This window comes from Aeromonas fluvialis (assembly GCF_000819885.1).
GTDB lineage: Bacteria > Pseudomonadota > Gammaproteobacteria > Enterobacterales > Aeromonadaceae > Aeromonas > Aeromonas fluvialis.
Genome location: NZ_CDBO01000068.1, coordinates 57,680 through 71,918, shown reverse-complemented (window position 1 = coordinate 71,918; position 14,239 = coordinate 57,680). Strand labels below are relative to the sequence as shown.

Annotated in this window: 13 protein-coding genes and 1 riboswitch; of the genes, 7 read left to right on the top strand and 6 right to left on the bottom strand. The window is 59.4% G+C overall.

The window, feature by feature from the left end:
• Window positions 1-26: 26 nt before the first annotated feature.
• Window positions 27-1,379: a lysine-sensitive aspartokinase 3 gene (gene lysC / locus BN1125_RS14665; protein WP_042013160.1), complete on the bottom strand. Its 1,353-nt coding sequence runs from the start codon at window positions 1,377-1,379 to the stop codon at window positions 27-29.
• Between the two features lie 90 nt (window positions 1,380-1,469).
• A riboswitch (Lysine riboswitch) is annotated at window positions 1,470-1,693 on the bottom strand.
• Window positions 1,694-1,800: 107 nt separating this feature from the next.
• The gene (gene argA / locus BN1125_RS14660; protein WP_042013159.1) at window positions 1,801-3,129 is read right to left on the bottom strand and encodes an amino-acid N-acetyltransferase; all 1,329 of its coding nucleotides are present in this window, start codon (window positions 3,127-3,129) and stop codon (window positions 1,801-1,803) included.
• A 268-nt stretch (window positions 3,130-3,397) separates the two neighbouring features.
• Here argA and msrA point away from each other — a divergent pair, with 268 nt between their 5' ends.
• A complete protein-coding gene (gene msrA, locus BN1125_RS14655; RefSeq protein WP_042013158.1) occupies window positions 3,398-4,030 on the top strand; it encodes a peptide-methionine (S)-S-oxide reductase MsrA in 633 nt (210 codons plus the stop codon).
• A 260-nt stretch (window positions 4,031-4,290) separates the two neighbouring features.
• On the opposite strand, the gene BN1125_RS14650 is transcribed toward msrA, so the two are convergent.
• Genes BN1125_RS14650 through BN1125_RS14640 form a run of 3 tightly spaced genes read right to left on the bottom strand, consistent with a single transcriptional unit; the run spans window position 4,291 to window position 5,549 of the window.
• Window positions 4,291-4,626 carry a DUF3802 family protein gene (locus tag BN1125_RS14650; protein ID WP_042013157.1) on the bottom strand — a complete coding sequence of 112 codons (336 nt, stop codon included), beginning with the start codon at window positions 4,624-4,626 and terminating at the stop codon, window positions 4,291-4,293.
• A gap of 57 nt (window positions 4,627-4,683) precedes the next feature.
• Window positions 4,684-5,172, bottom strand: a complete 489-nt coding sequence (locus tag BN1125_RS14645) for a GNAT family N-acetyltransferase (protein ID WP_042013156.1) — start codon at window positions 5,170-5,172, stop codon at window positions 4,684-4,686.
• Window positions 5,169-5,549, bottom strand: a complete 381-nt coding sequence (locus BN1125_RS14640; RefSeq protein WP_042013155.1) for an MmcQ/YjbR family DNA-binding protein — start codon at window positions 5,547-5,549, stop codon at window positions 5,169-5,171. The genes BN1125_RS14645 and BN1125_RS14640 overlap by 4 nt, the downstream gene beginning before the upstream one ends.
• A gap of 118 nt (window positions 5,550-5,667) precedes the next feature.
• Between BN1125_RS14640 and BN1125_RS14635 the strand changes: the two genes are divergently transcribed.
• The 3 genes from BN1125_RS14635 to BN1125_RS14625 all read left to right on the top strand — a co-directional run bounded on the left by BN1125_RS14635 (window position 5,668) and on the right by BN1125_RS14625 (window position 8,991).
• Complete coding sequence (locus BN1125_RS14635) at window positions 5,668-6,459, top strand: alpha/beta fold hydrolase (protein WP_042013154.1); 792 nt, start codon at window positions 5,668-5,670, stop codon at window positions 6,457-6,459.
• 224 nt (window positions 6,460-6,683) lie between these two features.
• Complete coding sequence (locus tag BN1125_RS14630; RefSeq protein WP_042013153.1) at window positions 6,684-8,057, top strand: leucine-rich repeat-containing protein kinase family protein; 1,374 nt, start codon at window positions 6,684-6,686, stop codon at window positions 8,055-8,057.
• Window positions 8,058-8,343: 286 nt separating this feature from the next.
• The gene (locus BN1125_RS14625; protein WP_042013152.1) at window positions 8,344-8,991 is read left to right on the top strand and encodes a thiopurine S-methyltransferase; all 648 of its coding nucleotides are present in this window, start codon (window positions 8,344-8,346) and stop codon (window positions 8,989-8,991) included.
• A gap of 320 nt (window positions 8,992-9,311) precedes the next feature.
• On the opposite strand, the gene BN1125_RS14620 is transcribed toward BN1125_RS14625, so the two are convergent.
• Window positions 9,312-12,098, bottom strand: a complete 2,787-nt coding sequence (locus BN1125_RS14620; RefSeq protein ID WP_042013151.1) for an insulinase family protein — start codon at window positions 12,096-12,098, stop codon at window positions 9,312-9,314.
• 162 nt (window positions 12,099-12,260) lie between these two features.
• Here BN1125_RS14620 and sixA point away from each other — a divergent pair, with 162 nt between their 5' ends.
• The 3 genes from sixA to BN1125_RS14605 all read left to right on the top strand — a co-directional run bounded on the left by sixA (window position 12,261) and on the right by BN1125_RS14605 (window position 14,152).
• The gene (gene sixA / locus BN1125_RS14615) at window positions 12,261-12,728 is read left to right on the top strand and encodes a phosphohistidine phosphatase SixA (protein WP_042013150.1); all 468 of its coding nucleotides are present in this window, start codon (window positions 12,261-12,263) and stop codon (window positions 12,726-12,728) included.
• 133 nt (window positions 12,729-12,861) lie between these two features.
• Window positions 12,862-13,068 carry a DUF1107 domain-containing protein gene (locus BN1125_RS14610; protein ID WP_005336998.1) on the top strand — a complete coding sequence of 69 codons (207 nt, stop codon included), beginning with the start codon at window positions 12,862-12,864 and terminating at the stop codon, window positions 13,066-13,068.
• Between the two features lie 166 nt (window positions 13,069-13,234).
• A complete protein-coding gene (locus BN1125_RS14605; protein WP_042013149.1) occupies window positions 13,235-14,152 on the top strand; it encodes a DMT family transporter in 918 nt (305 codons plus the stop codon).
• Window positions 14,153-14,239: the final 87 nt, after the last annotated feature.

Sequence of the window (14,239 nt, the reverse complement as noted above, 5' to 3'; positions counted from 1 at the left end):
TGGCCGGAATTGCCTCGTGGTGAGGGTCAGTCCAGCAGCTCCTGATGGAGGCGATTGACGATATTGCCCGCTTCGCTCTCCTTGACCAGAAAGCAGAGGTTATGGGCGCTGGCGCCGTAGCAGATCATCCGGATGTTGTGCTCGCGCAGGGCGTCAAAGACCTGACTGCCCACCCCGTTCACTTCGCTCATCCGGTTGCCGATGAGCGCCACCAGTGCCAGACCGGTTTCCACCTCCACCTTGCAAAGCTGCCCCAGCTCGGCCAGCACCTTGTCGCTCAGGATCGGTTCGCCGTTGCTCTGGCTGCCGGTGTGATCCAGGGTTAGCGACACGCTCACCTCCGATGTGGTGATGAGGTCGACCGAGATGCGGTGACGGGCCAGAATGCCGAACACTTCGGCCAGAAAGCCGTAGGCGTGGAACATGTTGAGGCTGTGCAGGGTCACCAGCACCTGCTGGCGGCGCAGGGCGACGGCGCGAAACAGCGGGCTTGAATCGGTGCTGGCGCGGATCCAGGTGCCCCCAGCGGCGGGATCCCTGGCGGAGCCGACAAACACCGGAATATTCTGGCGCACCGCCGGTTGCAAGGTGGCGGGGTGCAGCACCTTGGCGCCGAAGGTGGCCATTTCGGCCGCCTCGACAAAGCTGATTTCGGGAATGGGGCGGGCGCGGGTGACGAGGCGCGGATCCGTGGTGTAGATACCGGGCACATCGGTCCAGATCTCGATACTGGCGGCATCAAGGGCTTCGGCCAAGAGGGCTGCGCTGTAGTCAGAGCCGCCGCGCCCCAGCGTGGTGGTGCGGCCATCGCCATCGGCACCGATAAAGCCCTGGGTAATGATGAGGCTGTCGCCCAACTGCGGGCCCAGCGTCTGTTGGCAGAGGGTACGGGTGGTGGCCAGATCGACGGTGGCCTTGCCAAAGCGGCTGTCGGTGCGCATCAGCTGACGCACATCCTGCCAGTGGGCCTTGACGCCGCGCTGGCGCAGCAGCTCGGTAAATAGGCGGGTAGACATCAGCTCGCCACAGGCGATGAGGCGATCGGCCAGCTCTGCATCAGTACGCTGATGGGCTTGCTGGGCCATGAGTCGGATTTCGCCCAGCTGGTCATGAATGAGGGCGCTCACATCGCTAGGGTTGCCGAGATCGGCCAGAATGGCCTGCTGGATCCCGGCCAGTTTGGCCAACTGCTCATCGCGGTCCGCTTCGTTCAGTTCCCCTTGTGCCAGGGCGACCAGCAGGTTGGTGACACCGGCGCTGGCACTGAGTACCACTACCCGGGTGGCGGGATTGGCCAGTACGATATCGGCACAGTGATTCATGGCCGCGGCGTTGGCGACACTGGTTCCGCCAAACTTGGCGACATTGATCGGGCTCATTGCTTACTCCTGTCTTAATTTAAGTTTCCGGTTCCGTCGGGCAAAAAAGAGAGGAGGAGGCTAAAAATGGCAGGAATGAACGAAGCTATCCCGGCCAGAAGCACTCCACCTGCAGAGCCCATCCCGTACCGCCCCTTACAGGGCACGGTGGGGGATGATCACTACCGATGACAACCCGGGGGATTCAGCCCCCGCAGCCGACGTTGAGGTCACCAGTTTCCTCACTCGTCTCGGCGCTGCTCCCCCTGACCCAAGTTCACCGGACGCTGGCGTCCTCCCTTGGGCTGCCTGGGCAGCGCTCCTCTTCTGGCTCCACCAGGGCGGTGGAGTGCAGTTAGAAATAACCTGCGTTGGATTGCATTGTCAATCGAGTTTGTGAAAAAGTTCAAATTTTCGGATAACTCGACGCAGAATCAATGGCTTAGGCGATTGTCTTTGACAAAACCTTGGAACGACGCTGCCAATTGTAGAGACGCTGGCGCGCCACCGGCAGATCTTCCACTTCCAACGGATCGAAGCCCCGCTCCCGGAACCAGTGGAGGGAGCGGGTGGTGAGCACGAACAGGCGACGGATGCCGAGCCGCTTGGCCCGCTCGGCTACCTTGGCCACCAGCTGATCCCCCCGGTTGGAGTTGCGGTAGTCGGGGTGGATGGCGACGCAGGCCATCTCCGCCATCGCCTCTTCCATAAAGCAGTAAAGCGCCGCGCAGCCAATGATGAGGCCATCGCGCTCGATAATGGTGAACTTGTCGATCTCCATCTCCAGCTGCTCGCGGGAGCGGCGCACCAGGATCCCTTCCTCCTCCAGCGGACGAATAAGATCCAGAATGCCGCCGATATCCTCGATGGTAGCGGCGCGGGCCTGCTCTGCGCTTTCCCGCACGATCTGGGTGCCGAGGCCGTCGCGACTGAACAGCTCTTGCAGCATGGCACCGTCATCCTGATAGCTCACCAGATGGGAGCGGGGCACCCCGCCACGGCAAGAGGCGATCGCCGCGCGCAGATAGCGGGCGGTGCCGGACATCTCTTCGCCTGCCTGCTCCAGCTCCACCAGCAGCTCTTCGGCCTGCTCGGGGAAGAGCTCGGAGATGGCTTCACCGCGCCTGTCCATCACCCCCTGGGTGCTACTAAAGCAGATGAGCTTGTCCGCCTTGAGATCGACCGCCACCCGGCGGGCCACCTCTTCGGAGCTGAGGTTAAAGCTCTCGCCGGTAACCGAGCAGCCGATGGGGGAGATGAGCACCAGACTCTTCTGGTCGAGCTGGCGAGTGATCCCCTCCACGTCGATGCGGCGCACCCGGCCGCTGTGGTAAAAGTCGATGCCATCATCCACCCCCAGCGGCTGGGCGGTGACGAAGTTGCCGCTCACCACGCTGATCCGCGCCCCCTGCATCGGGGTGTTGGCGAGCCCCATGGAGAGCTGGGCGGTGATGTCATATTGCAGGCCGCCACACACCTGTTTGATGACGGTAAAACTCTCGTCATCGGTGACCCGGATCCGCTTGTGGTACTGGGCCTCGATGCCGGCGCGGGCCAGCGCCTCATCATTTTGCGGACGTGAACCAAATACCAGCACCAGGCGTATGCCCAGTGTCTGCAGCAGAGCGATATCGCTGACGATATTGGCGAAGTTGGGGTGGCAGATGGCTTCTCCCCCCATCATCAGCACAAAGGTGGCACCCCGATGCACATTGACATAGGGGGTGGATTGCCGGAAGGCATTGACCAGACTGGGTTCGCGTTCACGCACTTGATATTTCTTCCATAAAAAAACAGCGATTGGCTCAATATATGAAAATTAATTCACAAATCAAGACTAAATATTGATTTTGGCTGTTTCTGGTCTAGTAGAGGCGGCTTGGCCGTACGGATCGGGAACAGGTGGCAGGAAGCGCAGATGGCCGCTGGGGCGAGCGGGGAGGGGCCTGCCGGTTGATCCGGCGCGATAAACTGCTATCTTCGATGCTCCTTTTCGTCAGCTGTGTGATTTCACAGGGTTTTATACAAGGACAAAATTCATGGAACAGATTATTTCACCGGCAGATGCCCTGCCGGGACGACGCGAAGCGATGGTGATTGGTCAGCAGCATGCGGTGAATGGCATCCCGACCCAGGGCCCCTGGCCGGAAGGGATGGCGGTGGCCTGGTTTGGCATGGGCTGTTTCTGGGGGGTAGAGCGCCTGTTCTGGCAGCAGCCGGGCGTCTACTCCACCGCGGCCGGTTATCAGGGCGGTGTGACCCAGAATCCCACCTACAAAGAGGTGTGCAGCGGGCTGACCGGCCATGCCGAGACGGTGCAGGTGGTGTTTGATCCGGCGGTGATCAGCTACGGCGAGCTGCTCAGACTGTTCTGGGAGAACCATGATCCGGCGCAGGGGATGCGGCAAGGGGGGGATTTGGGCACCCAGTACCGCTCGGTGATCTTCTATGGCGACGAGAGTCAGCAGATCATTGCCCAGCAGAGCATGGCGGCCTATCAGCAGGCGATGGCGGCGAGCGGCGACAGTCGTGCCATTACCACCCGCATTCTGCCGCTGGCGCCTTTCTACTATGCCGAGGATTACCATCAGCAATATCTGGAGAAGAACCCGGATGGTTACTGCGGGCTGGGTGGTATTGGAGTCTGTTTGCCGCCCAGCCTGAACCGCTGAACAGGTTTATAGTCGATTTCTTAATAAAAGTGAAAATAAATGGTCGGAGGAGGGAACTTATTACGACCAGTCGGGACTAACTAGGTAGCGTCCAGGGATCGGATGCAAAGTCCAGACACATTTGTTGCCTTGAAAGCCACCCCATGAATGAACCCATGGGTGGATTGAAAATGATAGCAAGCAGGGCTGCCCACCAAGGCGGCCCTTTTCCTTTCTGCGTTTTTGTAATCTTGCGCTGGGCGGGAGAGCTGGACGGCAGATCAGCCGATGACGCTGTCGAACAGGTTCTTGATCAGGTCAATAAACTCGATGAGGAAGGTTTTCTGTTCCGTGGTCGGGGCGCGCAGCCAGACGGCGGAGAGCACCTCTTCCAGATCGGCGACCACGGCGTCGGCCTCCTGCATAATGGCGAAACGCACCTTGGGATCGAGCTGGGGGTTTTGCTCGCAAATGGCCATCAGGTTGCTGGCAACACGGCCACTGACCAGATCTTCGATGGTCTCTTCACCGTTGCTCTGCTGTTGGGATTCAAACAATTCCAAACTCTCCACCAGATACTCGATCAGCGAGATATAGCCTTCACTTTCTACCACCATGGTTGCTGCCTCAATACAGTAACAAGACGAAAATTAAGCGTATTTTAGTGGCTTGCCCTAGCTTGGCAAGCTGCAGTGCAGGCGATGGCGAGTAAAACGGACTCCACCTCGCTCCACGCACTCCAGCCCGGTCAACGTAAAGCCATGTCGTAAAAATAGCTCATAACTGAAGGCGCTGGCCTCGGTGGTGATGAGCGTCAGTCCGAGTCCTCTGGCCCCCGCGAGCGCCGTGGTGAGCAGCAGATTGCCCAGTCCCTGGCGCTGATAGTCGGCGCTGACATAGAGCAGGCTGAGGTGGCCATCGGGGCTCAGAGTGACAAAACCGAGGGGAACATTTGCGATCTCCGCTACCCAGCCGTGGTGCTCGCGCAGCTGACTGATAAAGCCGGGATGGCGGACGCCGAGGGCCCACTGCGCGACCTGCTCGGCGCTGTAGTGCTCGGGGCCGCTGCGTCGCACCACCTGCTCAAAGAGGGTCACGAGGGCGGGGATATGCGCCTCGCTTAGTGGGACAATGCAAAGCGGTGGGTGAAGTGGTTGTATCATGGGGTCTGATCATCAATGGGGGGAGGGGGCGGCGCCTGTGGCCGTTTGGCTTTGGGCAGACCCGCGACAACCTGTTCATAGGAGTGGTGCACCCAGCCTTGCCACTGCTCATCCGGCAAGGTGCTGTTCAGGGTCACTGTGTTCCAGTGTAGCTTGTTCATATGCCAGCCCGGTTTGACCTCGGGGTGGATCTCGCGCAGCAGTAACGCCAGCTCTGGCTCGCACTTGAGGTTGATGGTGAGAGGCTCGGCCTGCCAATCCACCAGGGCGAACATCTTGCCCGCGATGCGGTAGACCAGGATCTCCGGGCCAAACGGGGTATCTTCGGTGGCACCCGGCAGAGTCAGCAGAAAGTGGCGCAAACGGGTCAAATCCATGGAGAGTTCTCGCGCAAGGGGTGATCCGGGTCATGTCAGGCGCATATCTATCGGCGGGTCTGTTCTGTTAATATGCCCGCTGCCGAGTATACCCCCCATCACCAAGGGAGCCTATTGGATGTTGTATCACAAGACTTTCGAGCTGGGTCCCGAGCGGGATTGGGTGGTGTTTGTCCACGGGGCCGGTGGCAGCTCCTCCATCTGGTTCAAGCAGTTGCGTGCCTATCGCGAACACTTCAACGTGCTGCTGCTGGACTTGCGCGGCCACGGCCAGTCCCACCAGCTGCAACAGGTGGTCAAGGGCCACTACAGCTTTCGGGAAGTGACCGAAGATATCGTTCGGCTGCTCGATCATCTCAATATCCGCCGCGCCCACTTTGTCGGCATCTCTCTTGGTACCATCCTGATTCGCCATCTGGCGGAGCTCTGCCCGGAGCGGGTCAAGAGTATGGTACTGGGGGGCGCCATTTTGCGGCTCGATATCCGCTCGCGGGTGCTGGTACAGCTGGGCCGACTCGGCCAGCATATCCTGCCCTATATGTGGCTCTACCGGCTGTTTGCCTTCATTATCATGCCGCGCCAGCACCATCAGGAGTCGCGCAACCTCTTTGTGCGTGAGGCCCGCAAGCTCTGCCAGAAAGAGTTCAAACGCTGGTTCCGCCTCGCCACCGAGGTCAACCCGCTGATGCGCTACTTCCGCGAACGCTCCCTGCCCATTCCCACCCTCTATGTGATGGGGGAGGAGGATCATATGTTTCTGGCACCGGTACGCGAACAGGTGGCCCGCGATGCCAGCTCCTCGCTGGCGGTGATCCAGCAGTGCGGCCATGTCTGCAATGTAGAACAACCGGAGCAGTTTAATCGCCGTACGTTGGCGTTTATTCAATCGCTGGGGAGTGGTCGGAAATAACGAGTCATTCCCCTCTGTCGTGAGGGCGTGCAAGAGAGGTCCCCTTGTTTGTCGCGGTGTTGATGATAAAACCCGTGGCGTGAGCAGCACCCTTTCAAGCTGCAAGGGGCGATCTGTGCCCCGAATTATTTATAATGCCCCCCTTTAAAATCGCCGGCCCCGGGTTCGGCGTGCGCTGATGGCCGTTGCGCCATCAGGCAGATCATCAGGATTGAGAAACGGTTATGCATACTCTGGAACAGCTGCGCGCAGGTGAACTGTGCGGTGCCCGCCATTTGAAACTCTCTGAAAACCTCGCGGTTTTCCCCCACGAGATTTTGAGCCTGAAAGAGACGCTGGAGGTGCTGGATCTCACCGGCAACCAGCTAAGCACACTCCCTGACGAGCTGGCCGGGTTTCGCAACCTGCGCATCATCTTCTGCTCCGAGAACCGCTTTACCGAACTGCCTGAGGTGCTAGGGCGCTGCCCGGCACTCACCATTGTGGGCTTCAAGGCCAACCGGATTGCCACCGTCTCGGCCAGGGCGCTGCCTGCCGGGCTGCGCTGGTTGATCCTGACCGATAACGCGGTGGAACAGTTGCCGGATGAATTGGGCCAGTGTGACGGCCTGCAAAAACTGATGCTGGCGGGCAACCGCCTGCGCGAGCTGCCGGCAAGCCTTGCCAATTGCCGCCGTCTGGAGCTGCTGCGTATCGCCGCCAACCGCATTGAACGCTTCCCCGAGTGGCTGCTGGTTCTGCCGCGTCTCGCCTGGCTTGCCTACTCCGGCAACCCCTTTAGCGAAGGGGAGGAGGCGCGGGCCATCGAAGAGGTCCATGTCACGCCTTTTGTCTGGGAGACGCTGGCGCTGGGCGAGCTGCTGGGGCAGGGGGCATCCGGCGTGATCCATCGCGCCACCCTTGCTGGCGACCTGCCTGTTGCTGATGACATGAGTCAGGTGAGCAACAGAGGCGATGCCAGTCAGGTGGCGGTCAAGCTATTCAAGGGGGAGGTGACCAGCGATGGGCTGCCCCGCTGCGAGATGGCGGCGTCGCTGGCGGCTGGCAGCCACCCCAACCTTATCAAGGTGATGGGGAAGGTGGCGGATCACCCCTCCGGCATTCCAGCACTGGTGATGGAGCTGATCGACCCGGCTTTTGCCAATCTGGCCGGGCCGCCGAGCCTGAACTCCTGCACCCGGGATGTCTATCCCGAGGGGCTGCGTCTGAGTGTGCCGGATGCGCTGGCGATGGCCCACAGCATCGCCTCGGTAGCGGGTCATCTGCACCGCGCCGGCATCATGCACGGGGATCTCTACGGCCACAATATTTTGTTTGCCCGCGGGACTGACGCGCCGGCTCGCGCCTTGCTGGGGGATTTTGGTGCAGCGTCCTTGTATAACCGCAGCGATCGCGAGCGGGCCGTGGGCCTTGAACGACTGGAAGTGCGCGCCTTTGGTTGCCTGCTGGAGGAGCTGCTGGCCCATTGCGATACGCAAGGCTCACAGCTGGATAGGTTGCATCAGCTCAAAGCGGCCTGTCTCTCCGAATTCCCCGCAGATCGCCCCGATTTTGCTGATATAGAACGTCAACTGGCGGTCGCTCGCGCCACAGTCTGATGACCTTTCTTGCGTTGGCAGGCACGGGTTGGCCTGCCAACGCCATTCCTCTTATTCATTCATCGCCATACACCCATGACGTTTTTGCATGGATTGGTGTGCCTCTGCCTGTCATTAACGCACCCAATAGCGCCCATTGCGACAGCGAGGTGTGTGGCAAGGGGATCGCCTGTCATGTGCCCGATAACAGGCAGGGGCTACGCGGCAAAAAGGGGAGGGCAGAGGGTTGCGCGGTGCCGGTTAAGTTGTGATATTGAGGCATCTTTAGTTCAGAAGGGTAATAACGATGGAAGCTGCGTTTTGGCATCAGCGTTGGGAAGAGAACCGGATTGGCTTTCATCAGGCGGACTTCAACCACTGGCTGCAAACCTGGTGGTCGGCCCAGCAAGCGGACGAGCCGGTGCTGGTTCCCCTGTGCGGCAAGTCCCGCGACATGCTCTGGCTGAGCGCTCAGGGTCATCCAATCGACGGTTTCGAGCTATCGAGCCTTGCCGTCAGCCAGTTCTTCAGTGAAAACCAGCTCGCCGCGACCGTGAGCGAGGTGGGCCCTTATCAGTGCCATCAAGTGGACAGCCTGCGCATTTTTCAGGGGGATTTTTTCGCCGCCCCCAGTCTGGGTCGCCGTTACTGGCTGGTCTATGATCGCGCGGCGCTGATCGCCCTGCCGACCGCGATGCGCCGCCAGTATGCGGCCCTGATCAGTTCGCTTGTCGAGACCGGTGGCCAGATCCTGCTGGTGACCCTTGAATATCAGCCTGAGCAGCAGACTCAGCCCCCCTTCTCGGTGGGGGAGATGGAGGTACGGGCGCTGTTTGAACGGGACTTTCGGGTTGAGGTGTTGGGGCGCGCCGCCGAAGTGGATCACCCGCGTGTACTGTCGGGTCAGCTCTCCTACTTCGATGAGGTGGCCTACCGGCTGGTTCGCCGGGGTTAACGGTCGGCCAAAGCGTGATCCGCGCTGACAAATCGTCGGGCTGCGCGCTCTTCGCTACCTCCTTTGACGTAGATCAACGTGACTCTCGGGGGGAGAGCCTACTATGAGGCTGTTTCTCAATCACTGTTGGCATTGAAAAGCGAGTATCGGGTCTGTCCCGCTTGCTGATCGGCAGATCAGTGTCTGATTTTCACGCTCATGTTCACTTTTGGCGGCTTTGGTCGCACTTGTTATGGTTTTTCCAGCCGACCCTGATGGGTCGGCTTTTTATTGCTTGCGATTTGCGGTGGGAAGGAAAAACGGGGGATAGCGAGGCCTGATCAGGCCTCGAAGGTGGCGGCATTGAGCCGAAATGCCTGTGGATCATCGATAAACTGGCCGGTGATCCGCTCATCATGTTCATGCCCCTGGCCATAGCTGCAGAGGATCAGCCGATCGGAGGTGCGCGAACGCAGCTGGGTAATAAAGCGCACCAGATCGGCACGACTCAACTTGCCCACCTCGTCGCAGACCCGTTCCCGCTGATCGAACCCCAGATCCTTGTTGCCGATGCTGACCCACAGTCGCTGGCCGCGACTGCGCAGGTTGGCATCCCGCTCGCTCAACTGGGCTTGCAGCCCCGCCTTGCTCTCCTGCCACTGCTGCTCGGTGAATTCGAGCATGGCGAGCGGGAAGAGGTCGATAAACTCCTCCACCGCATCGAGCAGGATCTGCGGCCCCGCCACGGGTGACTGGATATAGAAGATCAGCCCCGGGTGGCGATTGAGGGGCAGGTTGCCGGCGCCCACCACATACCCCAGTTGCTGGCGGGTGCGCAGTTCGTGGAAGAAGGTGGAGGACATAATGTGGTTCGCCAGGGTAAAGCAGGCGAGATCCCGCGCCCGGGTGGTGCGGGACTGGTAGTAGACCAAGAGCGCCGAGTCCTCGTGATCACAACCCTGTTCGCGAATAAGGGTGCCCCTGTCCTGAATGGAGATGAGCGGGCGGCGGGTCTCATCGCTCGGTTTGCTACTGGTGCCATTGATATCGCTCAGGTGGCGCTCCATCAGGGCCGCCAGTTCCAGCGCTTCGGCGGCGGTCCAGTCGCCGTGCACCAGCGCCTCGACATGCACCTCACCAAACAGTTGGGCCACGAAGGCGGGCATCTCGGAGAGCTCGACGGTGCGCAGGTGGCGCAGCAACTGCTCGAACGGCGGGTTGTTTGGTTGCAACAGGCTGGTGAGCTGGTTAAAGAGTTGGGAGATGGGGCGCGCCTTGGACTGGTTTTCCCAGTTGCGAATGAGCTGCTCTTTGATCTCGCTAAAGCGGTCCGGATCAGGATACCCCAACGTGCGATTGCTGAGGATCATATCGAGCAAGAGCGGTTGCTTGTCGGCAAAGCCGCTCAGGTTGATAGTAAACCCCCCCTGATGGGCATAGATCTGGTAGCCCAGTCCCGCCAGCTCTGCCGGATAGGTGAGAGCGTTGAGGTGATCGGCCAAGAGCTCCACGGCGAGGCGCGCCATGGCGATATTGCGCGGATTTTTCACCGCATGTGCGCTATCGATGGAGATATAGAGATTGCCTTTGGGCACGTTGAACAGGTGCTCATGGAGGTGCCAGAGGCGAAAACCAGGGCGATCGATAAGGCCGGTAGGCATGTCAGCGGTAAGCTTTGGCGTGCGTGGATCGAGCCGGCTGCTGATAAAGGGGTTGGGCTTGGGCAGGGCCAGCGCCGGATCCGGCTCGCTCTGCTGCCAGCGGATCTTCTCGGTCTCGGTGATGGTCGCCACGCTGTAAGGGGTTTGATACCAGCGCGCCAGTCGATCGGTCGCTACCTCCGGTGCGGTAATGGTGATGCGCAGATTGTGCGGGGTGAGCTTGGTGAGAAAGCGGCGGATCAGCGGCTCGTCATATTCGCGCATCATGTAGTCGCCGTAGAGCAGCTCCTCAGGCTGGTAGCTAAAGAGATTGAGCACCAATCCTGAGACGGTATCGAGGGGGCGGCCGCGCTCCTGAAAGCGAAACGCCGATTCGAGTACGGTCCGTTTTTCGTCGTAACGCCAGCTCTGCAACCCTTCGCGGGCAATTAGCTTCAGATAGCCAAACAGGGCGGCGAGGATGTCGTTCATATGCTCAAGTCCCAGGGGCGTGAGGCCGAAGTTGACGCCAAAATCCTTGAAGTTGGCGCCACTGATGCCACCGCCCGCCGAGAGTTGGTTGACCCAGCCTTTCGCCTTGAGCAGGGAGAGCAGGCTACCATCCCCCTCGTAGCCAATCAGATGGCTCAGGAAGGTGAGGGGCTTTTTGTCGTAAAACTCGTCCACATTGGGCAAGGGGAAGCTGAGCGACAGCTTGCGGGTCTCCTTGACCGGATTGATGTGGATGCGCACGCCGAGATCATCGAGCCGGTAGAGCGGCATGGTTAGGGTCGGCGTTCCCAAATTGCGATTCAAAATGGGAGCAAAATAGCGACAGCCCCACTGAAGCTGGGTATCGATGGATTCCGGTGAGATCATCACCAGCGCCATGCGATCCGCGCTGTAGTGACTTTCGTAAAAACGGATAAGGTCTGAGCGCAGATCGCGCCCAGGCAGGTCGGCCAGGGTATCGAGGTTGCCCACCGAGAATTTGGAGAAGGGGTGCGCCGGATTGACCGTCTCTTTATGCACCTGATAGCTGCGGCGCATGTCGTCTTGCAGCTTGAGGCGATACTCGGAGTCGACGGCGTTGCGCTCTTTATCCACCCATTCAGGATCAAACGTGGGGCAGATGAAGAACTGGGAGAAGCGATCCAGCCCCGCTTCGAAGAAGCCGTTATCGATCTCGAAGAAGAAGTTGGTGAATTCGGTACCGGTCCAGGCGTTGTTGCTGCCGCCATGACGGCTCATGAACTGCTGGTATTCTCCGGGTTTGGGGTAGGTGCAGGTGCCGAGAAATAGCATGTGCTCCAGAAAATGGGCCATCCCCTGCCGGTCGGCGGGATCGTCAAAATGGCCGGTATTGACGGCCAGCGAGGCGGCGGATTTGTCGGTATCGGGATCACAAATCAACAAGACCCTGAGCCGGTTGGCCAGCTCCAGATAATGGTATTGCCGATGGTCGTTGGGACTGGCATATGGGCTCATTGGCGTGTGACTCACGTTGGATTTATTTGAATTTAAACATGATTATCGACCCCGCTATCCCGTCAGGCAAACCCTTTTCTGAGAGGTAGCGCAATTGTTTCCACTCCCGTAGCGGGGTAAGATCCCCCGGCTATCAAAACAGGCCCGTTGGGCGAGGTTGTAATGAAGATCTATATCATGCGTCATGGCCAAGCTGGCATGAATGCGAAAACAGATGAACAGCGTCCATTGACCGAGCAGGGTATTGACGAGTCGATTCAAATGGCTCGCTGGTTGGCACCTCAGTTGGTCGGCCCGCTGGATCGGGTGATACACAGCAACTATCTGCGAGCCCGCCAAACCTGGCAAGCCATATGCAATGATTTGCCTGACGCAGCAGCCGTCGAAGAGAGCGGTGATATTACCCCTTACGGAGATACCGCGTTCGTGGCCAGCTACCTCACCGCCCTGGCTGCACAACACGACCAGATCCTGATGGTCAGCCATCTGCCGCTGGTGGGTTATCTGGTGCAAAGTCTCTGCCCGGCCGCAGGAGCCCCCATGTTCGCCACCTCGGGCATCGCCTGTATCGAGTGGTGCGATGGCAAAGGCACCTTGCTCTGGCTCGAAGGGCCGCATACAATAGGCTAAAAGTTAATAAAAAGTTATGAATTGAATTTTTCGGGAAGAGGTGGGCGAGTTTTCCGGATTTTTATAAATATTTTACGGAATTAATTCGCAGAAGCTGCTGTCATACGGATACAACTGCAAGAGGTTGCAAACGATGAGAGTGTTCAAGAAGTACCTGCCACTCATGGTGGCAAAGCATGTCAAAACCTTCTTTAAAGGTCGGATTTACATCCATGGTCGGGGGCGGTTTGATTTCCAATCCGGTTTGTTGCTGATGCCGAATCCTGCGGATATTCCCCACCGCCAGACAGTCACCGAGGTCAACGAGCTGATCTCCAGACTGCACATGGATGCAGCCTGATGTGCTTCTGAACCTGTTTCTGCATCGATATGCCCGCACTTTCCGGGCATATTTGTATCTGGTGAAGGGGCTCTGGTAATGGCCCGATCCTGTTGATGTCTTTGTTTATCCCTCGTTGCCCCCTATACTTCCCGGCTCCTCTCTTTTCTGTGATCTGGGATCTCTCATGCCCCTTGCTTTTCTGTTTCCCTTCTCCTGCATTGCCATCTGGGCTGGCAATGGCATTGTCAGCAAACTGGCAGTTGGTATCCTCTCTCCTGCCGCGCTGGCCTGGTCACGCTGGACGGTCGCCGCTCTGATCCTGACCCCTTTTCTGATCCGGCGCGTCTGGCGTGTACGGGCCAGGTTGCTGGCCGGGTGGTGGCAAATCGCCACGCTGGCGCTGCTGGGCATGGTGCTCAACCAGACCTTTGGTTATTACGCCGCGCAGACCCTCGGCGCTACCGAGATCGGCCTGATGATGGGCTTGACCCCCTTGCTCACCCTGCTGCTCAGCATCTGGCTGCTGCATGAGCGTCCGACCTGGGGCGCGCTGGTGGGGGGGATCCTCTCTCTTGCCGGGTTGGCTATTTTGCTGGGGCAGGGGGATCCTGCTGCACTGCTGACCCGGGGCATTCATATCGGTTCTGTCTATATGCTGCTGTCGGCCAGCACCTATGCGTTATACAGCGTACTGCTCAAGAAGTGGGATCTGGGGCTCGACAACTGGTCGCTGCTCTATGGTCAGGTGCTCTGCAGCGTGTTGTTGCTGACGCCCTTTTTCCTGCTGGTGGATGGCCACTGGCCGGATGGACGCGCCCTGTGGCTGATCCTCTATGCCGGCATTCCTACCTCGGCGCTCTCTCCCTGGCTCTGGATGCAGGGGATCTCCCTGCTCGGTGCCAACCGTACCGCCATCTTCATGAACCTGCTGCCGGTGATGACGGCTGGCCTTGCCATCACCCTGCTGGGCGAGCGACTGACCAGCTATCACCTGATCGGGGGCGGTCTGACCCTGCTGGGGGTCTTGCTGGCACAGCTGCTGGTGCGGCCGGTGGTGGTGGGGCGCCGTAGGGTGGTGTTGGCTCCTTGTCCCGAAGAGTAATCTTGCGCGAAAGCGTAGATGGGCCAAGTGGCCTGCTGGTCGCCAATGAAAAGCGCCTGCAGCAATGCAGGCGCTTTTTATGGTCAC

Excerpts from the sequence above, each read along its gene's own strand:
- lysC (WP_042013160.1), bottom strand. The coding sequence starts at position 1,379 with ATGAGCCCGATCAATGTCGCCAAGTTTGGCGGAACCAGTGTCGCCAAC.
- msrA (WP_042013158.1), top strand. The coding sequence starts at position 3,398 with ATGGAACAGATTATTTCACCGGCAGATGCCCTGCCGGGACGACGCGAA.
- BN1125_RS14650 (WP_042013157.1), bottom strand. The coding sequence starts at position 4,626 with ATGGTGGTAGAAAGTGAAGGCTATATCTCGCTGATCGAGTATCTGGTG.
- BN1125_RS14645 (WP_042013156.1), bottom strand. The coding sequence starts at position 5,172 with ATGATACAACCACTTCACCCACCGCTTTGCATTGTCCCACTAAGCGAG.
- BN1125_RS14640 (WP_042013155.1), bottom strand. The coding sequence starts at position 5,549 with ATGGATTTGACCCGTTTGCGCCACTTTCTGCTGACTCTGCCGGGTGCC.
- BN1125_RS14635 (WP_042013154.1), top strand. The coding sequence starts at position 5,668 with ATGTTGTATCACAAGACTTTCGAGCTGGGTCCCGAGCGGGATTGGGTG.
- BN1125_RS14630 (WP_042013153.1), top strand. The coding sequence starts at position 6,684 with ATGCATACTCTGGAACAGCTGCGCGCAGGTGAACTGTGCGGTGCCCGC.
- BN1125_RS14625 (WP_042013152.1), top strand. The coding sequence starts at position 8,344 with ATGGAAGCTGCGTTTTGGCATCAGCGTTGGGAAGAGAACCGGATTGGC.
- BN1125_RS14620 (WP_042013151.1), bottom strand. The coding sequence starts at position 12,098 with ATGAGCCCATATGCCAGTCCCAACGACCATCGGCAATACCATTATCTG.
- sixA (WP_042013150.1), top strand. The coding sequence starts at position 12,261 with ATGAAGATCTATATCATGCGTCATGGCCAAGCTGGCATGAATGCGAAA.
- BN1125_RS14610 (WP_005336998.1), top strand. The coding sequence starts at position 12,862 with ATGAGAGTGTTCAAGAAGTACCTGCCACTCATGGTGGCAAAGCATGTC.
- BN1125_RS14605 (WP_042013149.1), top strand. The coding sequence starts at position 13,235 with ATGCCCCTTGCTTTTCTGTTTCCCTTCTCCTGCATTGCCATCTGGGCT.